The sequence below is a fragment of the Micromonospora foliorum genome (genome assembly GCF_022229015.1).
GTDB classification, from domain to species: Bacteria; Actinomycetota; Actinomycetes; order Mycobacteriales; family Micromonosporaceae; genus Micromonospora; species Micromonospora foliorum.
In genome coordinates, this window is the sequence record NZ_JAKKFF010000081.1 from 1 (window position 1) to 8964 (window position 8964).

Consider the following 8964-nt stretch of genomic DNA (forward strand, 5'->3'; position numbering starts at 1 on the left):
CGTCGGCCGTAGGCGTGTCGGCGGTGGGCGCCCCGGCTGCGAGCACGTTGCCGGCGTGCAGGTCCTGGTTGACCAGCACCTGTTCGCCCTGACTCGACGCCAGGCCGTCGAGCAGGTCGAGCGCCGCGTCGAGCAGCCGCCGCTCGTACGGCCGGCCGGCCCGTTCCCAGGCCCGGGGCATCCGGTCGATCCAGCCGGCGGCCTCCTGCGCCAGCGGGGTGAACGGCGCGCCGGCCGGTCGCCAGAGCCGGGGCAGCAACCCGATCATCGCGTTCAGTGCCCGGTCTGGCGGCAGATCGTGCAGGGGAGTGCCGGGTTGACAGCGTTCCACCAGCAGGGCGCGCCGCCCGGAGTCGTGGGCGAGCAGGCGGATCGCCCCGTCGCCGTCCCAGTGGGCCAACGCGTCAGCCTCGTGCCGGCTCTCCTCGTCGGGGTACTGGAGCTTCAGCACCGCCGCCGTGCCGTCGGGCAGGTCGGCGGGGAGTGCCAGTGAGGCGTACGCGTATCGGAAGGGCGGGCCGAGTCGGAGCGACCACCGCTCGGCGCACTCCGCCAGCCACGTCGGGAGTACGGTCAGCCAGGCGCGACCGGCGGGTGATCCGCGTACCCAGTTGAGCCCTTCGGGTAGCTCCATCCGGCCATCCATCGTGCCGTCACGACCGGGGCGGCGTCAGGCGCGGGCCGCGATAGGGGAGGGTGGCGCGGTAGACCACGTTCGTGGTGGTGCTGCCGAACGCGGCGAGATCGTTGACGATCTGTTCGAGGTGCGCCATCGAGGTGGCCGCCACCTTCAGCACGTAACAGTCGTCCCCGGTGGTGCGCAGGCACTCCAGGATCTCCAACCGTCGGTCCAGCAGTCGGTGCAGCGGTTCGTGCCGGCTGCCGGGGTATTTCAGCCGGACCACCGCCAGCACCGCGAAGCCCGCCTTGGACAGGTCGACCTCGGCGCGGTAGCCGCTGATCACGCCGGTCGCCTCCAGCCGTCTCACCCGTTCGGTGGTGGCCGACGCGCTCAACTTGACCCGGCGGCTGAGTTCGGTGATCGGCAGGCGGCCGTCGCCCTGCAACTCGGTCAGGATCGACCAATCGAGATCGTCAAGATTCTCGGCCATTGAACCAATCTACCGCTGGATCAACGGCGGATGGCGGTGCAGGCAGGGATCATTGGGTTCCCACGCGCGCTCCACAGTGGCTAGCGTGAACGGGTGCAGATTGGCGTGAACGTACCGAACTTCGCCCCGGGCACCGACCCCGACGTGCTGCGGCAGTGGGCGCAGACGGTGGAGGGTCTCGGCTTCGACCTGCTGATGGTCTCCGACCACATCGCGGTGACCCCGGACGTGGCCGAGCAGTATCCGGCGCCGTTCTACGAGCCGTTCACCACGCTGTCCTGGCTGGCCGGGGTGACCACCCGGGTCCGGTTGGGCACCACGGTGCTCATCGTCCCGTACCGGCACCCACTGCTCACCGCCCGGATGGCGGCGAACCTCAACCGGCTCAGCGGCGGCCGGCTCGTCCTCGGCGTCGGCGTCGGCTGGGCCCGGCAGGAGTTCGAGGCGCTCGGCGTGCCGTTCCGGCAGCGCGGTGCGCTGACCGACGAATACCTGCACACCATGCGTGCGGCCTGGCAGAACACCGAGGACTACGACACGGACGCGATCCCGATCTGGGTCGGCGGCAACAGTGAGGCCGGCATGCGCCGTGCCGTACTGCTCGGTGACGCCTGGCACCCGCTGCGGGTCACGCCCGGACGGCTGGCCGAGGCGGTCGGACGGCTGACGGCCATCGCCGACGAACTCGGTCGCCCGGTGCCCGCGTTGGTGCCGCGGATCGCGCTCCAGGAGACCCGAGCACCGGTCACCGACCCGGACCGGCTCGCCGGCGTCGGCACCATCGATCAGATCACCGACGATCTCGACCAGCTTCGTGCGCTCGGGTCGCAGACGGTTGTGCTGGACCCGTTCAACGGTGACCTGACCGAGATCCGCCAGCCCGAACGCGCCTGGCGAACCCTTGCGGCCGTGGCCGCACACCACAAATCCCAGGAGGACCGATGACCCCGGACGACGAGAAGTTTCTCCGCCACGCCGTGGAGATCGCCAGGCGGGCGGGGGCTTCCGGTGAACGGCCCTTCGGCTCGTTGCTTGTCGACGCGGCCGGCGTCGTCCTGATCGAGGACCACAACACGGTGGTCTCCGACGCGGACATCAGCGCCCACCCGGAGTTGAAGTTGGCCCGCTGGGCTGCTCGCGAACTCTCTCCGGAGGTGGCCGCCGGCACCACCATGTTCACCAGTTGCCAGCCCTGCGCGATGTGCGCCACGGCGATCGACCGGTCCGGCCTCGGACGGGTGGTGTACGCCCTGTCCAGCGAGCAGTTCGAGGAGGTCAAGCCGGCCACCCCGGCACTGCCTCCGGTCCGGTACGAGGGTCCGGCGCTGTTCGACGAGGCGCGTCAGCCGATCGACGACTACTACTGATCGGAGCTGGCCGCGGGGCGGTGTGACGCAGCCGGAATTGACAGTCGGCCGGCTGCCAGAGCAGGGTTGAGAAGTGACAACGATGTCAACGGGCAAAAGGGAGGAAATCCTCTCCTCCGCACGTCGACCCCGGCCAGTCGATTCGTGGCGTACCGTTGGCGGTTTTGCGGCGCGGACCCGGTCCGTCCGCCGATCCTGGCCGTATGTCCCTTTCCTACCCGACGGTGACCAGCTGAGATGACCGACGTGCCCCGATCCGACGCCGAGACGACCCCCGCTCCGGCGGGGTCGCCAGACCTGCCCGATCTGGACGACTTCCTCGTCGACCAGACCCGGACGCTGCTCGACACCGCCCGCCGCTCGGTCCGGCCCGAGGGCGGGTTCTGGTGGTTGACCGACGACCGCACCCCGGATCGCGGCGAACCGATCCACACCTGGATCACCTGCCGGATGACCCACGTGGCCGCCCTCGCCCATCGCAACGGCGACCCGGACGCCGCCGCCCTGGTCGACCACGGGATCGCCGCGCTCAGCACGCTGCTGCGCGACGACCGGTACGGCGGCTGGTTCGGTGCGGTGGACCAGCAGGGGGAGCCCGTCAATGATCGCAAGGCCGGCTACGACCACGCGTTCGTGCTGCTCGCCGCCTCCAGCGCCGCGCGCGCCGGCCGGCCCGGCGCGGACCGGTTGCTCGCCGACGCGCTGACCGTCGTGCGGGACCGGTTCTGGGACGACGACGCCGGCGCGGTCCGCGAGTCGTGGAATCGGGACTGGACGGTCACCGAGGACTACCGGGGCGCCAACAGCAGCATGCACATGGTCGAGGCGTTCCTCGCCGCTGCCGCCGCCACTGGCGACGCGAGCTGGGACGACCGGGCCCTGCGGATCGCCACCCACCTCGTGCACGGTGAGGCGGCCCGGCACGACTGGCGGCTGCCCGAGCACTTCACCACCGACTGGACGCCGCTGCCCGACTACAACCGGGACCAGCCCGCCGACCCGTTTCGGCCGTACGGCTCCACGATCGGGCACTGGCTGGAGTGGGCCCGGCTGCTGCTGGAGCTGGAGGCGGTGCTGCCGCAGCCACCCCGCTGGCTGCTCGCCGACGCCCGTGCCCTGTTCGCCGCCGCCGTGCGTCGCGGCTGGGCCGTCGACGGCGCGGACGGCTTCGTCTACACCATCGACTGGGACGACCGGCCGGTGGTGCGCTCCCGGATGCACTGGGTTCTCGCCGAGGCCATCGGAGCGGCGATCACCCTGCACCGCCGTACCGGGGACGGGGTCTACCTCGACTGGTACCAGGTCTTCTGGGCGTACGCCCGCCGCAGTCTGATCGACCAGACCGGATGGCGGCACGAGTTGGACGCGCAGAACCTGCCCGCCGACACGGTCTGGCACGGCCGACCGGACGTCTACCACGCGTACCAGGCGGTCCTGCTGTCCCGCGCGGCCGACGGGCTCGGCGGCCCCGGCCCGCTCGCACCCGGGGAGGTGACCGCGTGATCGTCGTCGCGGGTGAGGCGCTGATCGACCTGGTCGTCACCGCCGAGGGGCAGCGGGCCGTGCCGGGTGGCTCCCCGGCGAACGTCGCGGTCACCCTGGCCCGGCTCGACCAGCCGGTACGACTGCTGGCCCGGCTCGCCAGCGACGAGTACGGTCGGCAACTCGTCGAGCATCTGAGCGCCAACCGGGTGGACCTGGGGTGGGCGGTCCGCGCCGAGGAGCCCACGTCGGTGGCGGTGGCCACGCTGAACGCCGCCGGGCAGGCCAGCTACGAGTTCCGGCTGGCCGGTGCGGCGGACTGGCAGTGGACGCCGCGGGAGCTGCCCGAGCTGGCCGGGTCACCGGCGATCGCGCTGCACACCGGGTCCCTCGCGCTCGCGTTGGCACCCGGCGCGGAGGTGCTGGAGGGTCTGCTCGCTGGCGAACGGCAGCGGGACGGGCTCACCGTCTCCATCGACCTCAACCTGCGGCCGAGCATCGTCACCGACCGGGCGGCGGAGCAGGAGCGGGTACGCCGGCAGGTACGCCTCGCGCACCTGGTGAAGGCCAGCGACGAGGACCTGGCCTGGCTCTACCCGGAGCGTTCGGTGGCCGACGTGATGACCGACTGGCGTGCGGCAGGGGTGTCCTGTGCCGTGGTGACCCGGGGCGGGGACGGCGCCTGGCTGCTCGCGCCCGACGGCTCGCTGCACGAGGAGCCGGCGGTCCGCACCACCGTGGTCGACACCGTCGGCGCGGGCGACTCGTTCACCGGTGGCCTGCTGGCCGCGCTTGCCGACCTCGACGCGCTCGGTGACCGGCCGGCCGACCGGCTCGCCGCGGTGACCCCGCAGCAGTGGGGTGACGTGCTCCGACAGGCTGCCACGGTGGCCGCGTTGACCTGCGCCCACCGAGGCGCCGACCCACCGACCCGCGCCGACATCGACGCCCTGCTCAACCTGACCCCGTAAGAACCAGCCGCCTCACCCGGTCGATCATGGACTTGTGGTGCCTCGCGTATGCCGCGAAGTGCAGTCAAACGCCCACCACAATTCCATGATCGACCCCAGGGGGCTAGGTCAGGCCGCGCTTCAGCAGTCTGGTGGGCAGGACCGTGGTGGAGGGCGGGGTGTCGTCGCCGGCGACTCGTTGGAACAGTCGCTCGGTGGCAACCCTCGCCAGCTCCCTCGTGTCGTACGCGACGACGGTCAGTGGTCGGGGCATCAGGTGGGCCAGTTCGAAGTCGTCGAAGCCGACCAGCGCGGCGTCGCTGCCCCGCCGGTGCAGCTCCTGGAGCGCACCGACGGTGAGCCGGTTGTTGGCGCAGAAGAACGCGGTGGGCGGCTCCGGGAGGTCGAGCAGCGCGGCGACCGCCCGCCCGGCCTCCTCGGGAGCGATGAGCCGCTCGCGGACCAGCGACTCGTCCGGCTCGACCCCGGCGGCGTCCAGGGCCGCCCGTGCCCCGGCCAGCCGCTCCCGCATCGTGGGCACGCTGGGCGCGCCGAGCAGCAGCCCCACCCGCCGGTGTCCCTCGTCGAGCAGCGCGCTCACCCCGGCGTGACTGCCACCCCGGTTGTCCAACAGCACGGCGTCGGCGTGCAGCCCCTGCGGCGGCCGGTCCAGGAACACCACCGGCATGCCCAGCTCGACCTCACGCCGCAGGAACGAGTGGTCCAGGCCCGCCGGCACCACCAGCAGACCGTCGACCCGGCGCTGGGTGAAGTCCTGGAGCAGGGCGCGTTCCCGCTCCGGGTCCTCCTCCGACGACGCGGTGATCAGCATGGTGCCGTGGGCGGCGGCGATCTCGGCGGCGACGCTGGCGATGGTCGCGTAGAACGGGTTGGCGATCTCCTCGATCAGCAGCCCGACGGTGGCGTTGAGCTGCCGGGAGCGCAGGTTGCGAGCGATGTCGTTACGCCGGAACCCCAGCTCGGCGATGGCGGCCAGCACCCGGCCGACCAGCTCCTGTCCCACCGGCTCGTCGTTGACCACCCGGGAGACCGTCTTCAGGCTGACGTCGGCGCGCCGGGCCACGTCGACCATCGTCGGGCGCCGACGCACGGTCGGCCGGGTCGGGGTCTGGGTCACGGGGTGGTCCTCCACGGCGGGCTCGGGTCAGCGGTTGAGCGAGGCGAGCGCGTCGACCGCTTTTCGGGCGGCGATGAGCACCGGGTCCCACACCGGCGCGTACGGCGGAGCGTAGCCCAGGTCCAGTGACGTCATATCGTCCACCGTCATGCCGTTCCAGAGAGCCACGGCCAGCGTGTCGATCCGTTTGGCCGCCTCGGACCAACCGACGATCTGCGCCCCCAGCAACCGGCCGCTGGGACGCTCGGCAATCAGCTTCACCGTCATCGGTCGGGAACCGGGGTAGTAGCCGGCCCGGTTGGTCGACTCGGCGATCACCGAGACGAAGTCGAAGCCGGCCGCCCTCGCCTCGCCCTCGCGCAGGCCCGTCCGGCCCACCTCCAGGTCGCAGACCTTGGTCACCGCGGTGCCGATCACCCCGGCGAACGTGGCGTACCCGCCGCCGATGTTGATCCCCGCGACCCGGCCCTGCTTGTTGGCGTGGGTGCCCAGTGGCACGTGCACCGGCAACCCGCTGACCCGGTGCAGGGTCTCCACGCAGTCACCGGCCGCCCAGATCCCGGGCAGCCCCGGCACGCGCATCCGGCGGTCCACCCGGACCCCACCGGTAGGCCCGATCGGCAGCCCGGCAGCCTCGGCGAGCGCGGCGTTGGGGCGTACGCCGAGGCCCAGGACCACGACGTCGGTCGGCATCGGCCCCTCGGCCGTGACCACCGCGGACACCCGGCCGTCCCGCTGCTCCAGGCCGGTCACCGGCAGGCCGGTGCGGATGGTGATGCCCAGGCCCCGCATGGCGTCGGCCACCAGCTCGCCCATGTCGCCGTCCACCGTCGCCATGGGCTGGTCGCCCGCCTCGACCAGGGTCACCGAGAGGCCGCGTTGGATCAGGGCCTCGGCGATCTCGACGCCGATGTAGCCGCCGCCGACCACCACGGCCCGGCGCGGCTGCGGGTCGGCGTCCAGCCAGTCGCGCAGCGCCGCGCCGTCGTCGAGGGTCTGCATGCCGAACACGCCGCCCGCGTCGGTGACCGCCCACGGCGGCTTCACCGGAACCGCGCCGGTGGCGTACACCAGGTCGTCGAAGCGCTCGCGGACCTCGCCGCCGCCCGTCAGGTCCCGGGCCACCACCTCGCGGCGCTTGAGGTCGATGGTGGTGACCTCGTGGCGCATCCGTACGTCCATCGCGTACTTCGTGCGGAACGTCTCCGGGTCGCGGGCGATCAACGCCTCGGGGCCGGGCACCAGACCACTGATCCAGTACGGGATGCCGCACGCCGAGTAGGAGGTGAAGTGGCCCCGCTCGAAGACCACGATCTCCAGGTCGTCACGGTCGCGGCGGCGTCGGGCCTGGGACGCCGCCGACATTCCGGCGGCGTCCCCGCCGATGACGATCAGCCGTTGCGCCACGGGTCCATCCTGTCACGCAATGATCAGCCGCGGGTCTGCCGTGCGACGTCCTGCACCACGTCGGTGAGTCGGCCGGTGCGCTCGAACACCGCGCGCTGCCGTGCCGCGCCGCTGCCCTGCCGGCGCAACCCACCCAGCAGGTCGGTCACCTCGGCCCAGTCGCCGTGCTGCTCCAGCGCCGGCCGCATCCGTTCCACGAACCGGTCCAACAGCTCCCAGGCCGGTCGCAGCTCACCGTTGGTGACGTCGACGGCCTCGCCTTCCAGGCCGTCGTGGGCGGCCCGCCAGTGCGCCCCGACCAGCAGGTGGTGGTCGGTCTGCAACGCCGGCCGGCCGGCCTCCACATCCGCCATGGCGGTGGCCACCAGTGCCCGGACCAGCGCGGCGACCAGCACCGCGTCGTCCACCGACGGGCAGACGTCGCCGATCCGCAGCTCCACCGTCGGGTACTTTGCCGACAGGCGGGCGTACCAGTAGAGCATTCCCTCGTCGAGCATCACCCCGCTGGAGATCAACTGGCGGATCAGCCGCTGGTAGTGCTCGTGCGACTCCAGAAACGGCGTCGGGGCCACCGACGGCCAGCGCTCCCACTCCACCGAGCGCCAACTGGCGTAGCCGGTGTCCTCGCCACGGGAGAACGGCGAGTTGGTGGTCATCGCGTGCAGCATCGGCAGCCACGGCCGTACGTGGTTGAGCACCTGCACGCCGGTGTCCGGGTCGGGCACCCCCACGTGCACGTGCATGCCGTTGTTGCCGGGGCCGGGAACGAGCAGCCGGAACCGCTCGACCATCCGGTCGAAGCGGGGCTTGTCCACCACCGGTGGCACCGGGCCGTCCACCGGGCCGGTGCCGATGGCGAGCAGGCGTACGCCGGCCCGCTCGGCGGCCTCGGAGAGCGCCCGACGCAGTACGCCGAGGGAGTGCCGGATCGACGAGAGTTCCAGGCCGGGCGGGCTGCCGATCTCGATCTGACTGGTCTGGAACTCCCGCTCCACCTGCCCGCGAAGTTCGGCCGGCACCTGCTCCATGACCAGGTCCACGGCCGGGACCGCGGCCCCGGTGTGCGGGTCGACGAGCAGGAACTCCTCCTCGACACCCACGGTGAGCAACCCGGTCGCCGCAGCCATGTCGCTGGGCGCCTCCGCCACCTGACCGGTCATCGACATCACCCGTCCGTTCCTACCGTTCGCGGTCCGTCCGCGTCGGTCCGCCGTTGGTTACCCAACGTGGCGATGCCCGGAAACGTGGCGGCAGCGCGTCGTACTCGGGCGGGGCGCCGGATTCGGCTGGGTGAGGTGACAACGGGTCCTATGCTGAGCCCGTGCCGGTGCTGCTGGGCTGTCTCGGGGTCGCGTGGATGTCCGCGTTCGCCCAGCTCACCCTGCTCGCCGGACGACCGGTCGACCTGCTCGCGGGCGCCGCGTTGACCGCTCTGGTGCTGCTCGCGGTGGTGCTGGCGGCGCGGGTGCACGGCCGGGCGGGCGCGTCCGGTGCCGGGCCGCGCTGGG

Annotated in this window: 10 protein-coding genes; 5 read left to right on the plus strand and 5 right to left on the minus strand. The window is 72.2% G+C overall.

Going from position 1 to position 8964, the window contains the following annotated elements; all coding sequences use genetic code 11:
- Positions 1–634, minus strand: a 634-nt coding sequence (locus PSH25_RS07795) for an aminoglycoside phosphotransferase family protein (RefSeq protein WP_238658350.1), incomplete at its 3' end; no start/stop codon positions are given.
- A gap of 19 nt (positions 635–653) precedes the next feature.
- On the minus strand, positions 654–1112 hold the full coding sequence (locus PSH25_RS07800) for an Lrp/AsnC family transcriptional regulator (protein WP_238658351.1): 459 nt from the start codon (positions 1110–1112) through the stop codon (positions 654–656).
- Positions 1113–1205: 93 nt separating this feature from the next.
- On the opposite strand from PSH25_RS07800, the gene PSH25_RS07805 reads away from it, so the two are divergent.
- From PSH25_RS07805 to PSH25_RS07820, 4 genes are all read left to right on the plus strand, one after another.
- Positions 1206–2057, plus strand: coding sequence for a TIGR03619 family F420-dependent LLM class oxidoreductase (locus PSH25_RS07805; protein ID WP_238658352.1), 852 nt, complete (start codon positions 1206–1208; stop codon positions 2055–2057).
- Positions 2054–2479 (plus strand): nucleoside deaminase, encoded by a 426-nt coding sequence (locus PSH25_RS07810; protein ID WP_238658353.1) that lies wholly within the window; start codon positions 2054–2056, stop codon positions 2477–2479. The genes PSH25_RS07805 and PSH25_RS07810 overlap by 4 nt, the downstream gene beginning before the upstream one ends.
- A 237-nt stretch (positions 2480–2716) precedes the next feature.
- Positions 2717–3982 carry an AGE family epimerase/isomerase gene (locus PSH25_RS07815; protein ID WP_308193636.1) on the plus strand — a complete coding sequence of 422 codons (1266 nt, stop codon included), beginning with the start codon at positions 2717–2719 and terminating at the stop codon, positions 3980–3982.
- Positions 3979–4932 carry a carbohydrate kinase family protein gene (locus PSH25_RS07820; RefSeq protein ID WP_238658354.1) on the plus strand — a complete coding sequence of 318 codons (954 nt, stop codon included), beginning with the start codon at positions 3979–3981 and terminating at the stop codon, positions 4930–4932. The genes PSH25_RS07815 and PSH25_RS07820 overlap by 4 nt, the downstream gene beginning before the upstream one ends.
- Positions 4933–5035: 103 nt before the next feature.
- Here PSH25_RS07820 and PSH25_RS07825 read toward each other — a convergent pair whose 3' ends face one another.
- From PSH25_RS07825 to PSH25_RS07835, 3 genes are all read right to left on the minus strand, one after another.
- Positions 5036–6004 carry a LacI family DNA-binding transcriptional regulator gene (locus PSH25_RS07825; protein ID WP_238658358.1) on the minus strand — a complete coding sequence of 323 codons (969 nt, stop codon included), beginning with the start codon at positions 6002–6004 and terminating at the stop codon, positions 5036–5038.
- 72 nt (positions 6005–6076) lie between these two features.
- Positions 6077–7456 (minus strand): FAD-dependent oxidoreductase, encoded by a 1380-nt coding sequence (locus PSH25_RS07830; protein ID WP_238658355.1) that lies wholly within the window; start codon positions 7454–7456, stop codon positions 6077–6079.
- A 23-nt stretch (positions 7457–7479) separates the two neighbouring features.
- Positions 7480–8622, minus strand: coding sequence for a carboxylate-amine ligase (locus PSH25_RS07835; protein WP_372492739.1), 1143 nt, complete (start codon positions 8620–8622; stop codon positions 7480–7482).
- 155 nt (positions 8623–8777) lie between these two features.
- Between PSH25_RS07835 and PSH25_RS07840 the strand changes: the two genes are divergently transcribed.
- The coding region (locus tag PSH25_RS07840) for a hypothetical protein (RefSeq protein ID WP_238658357.1) at positions 8778–8964 on the plus strand (187 nt) is incomplete at its 3' end.

Excerpts from the sequence above, each read along its gene's own strand:
- PSH25_RS07825 (WP_238658358.1), bottom strand. The coding sequence starts at position 6,004 with ATGGTCGACGTGGCCCGGCGCGCCGACGTCAGCCTGAAGACGGTCTCC.
- PSH25_RS07835 (WP_372492739.1), bottom strand. The coding sequence starts at position 8,622 with ATGTCGATGACCGGTCAGGTGGCGGAGGCGCCCAGCGACATGGCTGCG.
- PSH25_RS07810 (WP_238658353.1), top strand. The coding sequence starts at position 2,054 with ATGACCCCGGACGACGAGAAGTTTCTCCGCCACGCCGTGGAGATCGCC.
- PSH25_RS07800 (WP_238658351.1), bottom strand. The coding sequence starts at position 1,112 with ATGGCCGAGAATCTTGACGATCTCGATTGGTCGATCCTGACCGAGTTG.
- PSH25_RS07815 (WP_308193636.1), top strand. The coding sequence starts at position 2,717 with ATGACCGACGTGCCCCGATCCGACGCCGAGACGACCCCCGCTCCGGCG.